This window comes from Pseudomonas sp. NPDC096917, from assembly GCF_044762555.1.
In the GTDB taxonomy this organism is placed as follows: Bacteria; Pseudomonadota; Gammaproteobacteria; order Pseudomonadales; family Pseudomonadaceae; genus Aquipseudomonas.
In genome coordinates this window covers 1-1,282 of the sequence record NZ_JBIWEO010000046.1, presented here as the reverse complement: position 1 = coordinate 1,282, position 1,282 = coordinate 1, and the positions used below count along the sequence as shown (strand labels likewise).

The following is a 1,282-nucleotide window of genomic DNA, read 5'->3' as shown; positions in this document are numbered from 1 at the left end:
CCTGGGATGACGTTGCTTTTGAAGAGGTCGTCAAAGTTGAGCAGTATTTTTTCCAACCCACGATTAAGCGCCGGGGTCAGGGTGTTCAGCGCGGCATTGGCCACTGAGCGGGTACTCTCCGGCAGGTCGTCAAGCGCCGGTAAGCGACGCTGTTCAATGGTGCGCAAACGGGCCAGGAGTTCAGGGCTGTTGTTGAACAAGACCATGCCCGCGGCCAGCAAAAAGGCGTATTGCACCCAAAGCGACGTTTGCTCGCTGTAGGGCAAGGTGTAGTACAGCGGGCGACTGAATTGCGGCGTTTGTTCACAATACGCCAGCAGTCGTTCACAGGCTTCATCGCTGCGGCAGATGTCTTTGAGGCAGGCGTATTCAAGGGTAAAGGCATGCCCCGTCTGCCCAATGTCCATCGGATCAAAGTACCAGGCGGCTTTGTGAAACGCGCCAGAGCAGATCAAGTCTGTGCGGTCGGCGGTGATGAGGTCGAGTTGGCGGTTCCAGCGTGCAAGTCCAGCACGATGGGCCTGCAGCTCGCGGTCCATCGCTTCGCGGTCGATCAACTCATTGACGCCGCGCTGCCCAAATTTCGCGCCGTACAACACATCATTGATCTGATTGAATCGATGCTTGCCCAAGGTAATCAGTGTTTCGAAATGCTTGTCGACAAAGGCCGGGGGAGAGACCTGAAAATGCTCACGGGTGTAGAAACGGCGGTCGACGTCTTCAATGGCGCTCAACTCACTGGGGCTTAGCCCAAAGTTATGTGAGTCGTAGGCGCCCATTGCCTCATTGCCCGCCGTTTCACGTAACACCGCCAACTCAGCCGGGACCGGGCTCCCCGCAGGCGGGGTCATCAAGCCGCCCTTTTCGAGGTACTCAATGATCGCCGCATCCGTCACCCCCTGTTGCGGCTCAGCCATGCACAGCAAATCATCCATCAGGGCTTTGTACGCCGGGTCAGTGCTGCCACCGAGCAGCGTTTGAACAGTGGGCGCATTGAGTTGACTGAGGGATTCGATGTAGCACGCCAGTAAATAATCGCGCTCGTTGTTGCCCTTTTTCGCCCCGCCATTGCTCCAGTCGTCGATCCAGCCGACGACCTGGTCCTGATAATTGGCCAGGTCGCGCAACACACCCAGCGTGTCGTCCAGCACCAGGTACAACACGTCATGACGGTACTGCGCCTGAATGCAGCCGGTCAGGCGATGCATGGCGATTTGATTGAAGCGCTCGGGCTCTTCCCAGAGGTACGGTTTGCGCTCGTGCTCGGGCAGTTCGGCGTCCA

Annotated in this window: 1 pseudogene; it reads right to left on the bottom strand. The window is 57.9% G+C overall.

The window, feature by feature from the left end:
• Positions 1–1,282, bottom strand: a pseudogene (locus ACIQYF_RS23620) (hypothetical protein); the annotation flags it as partial.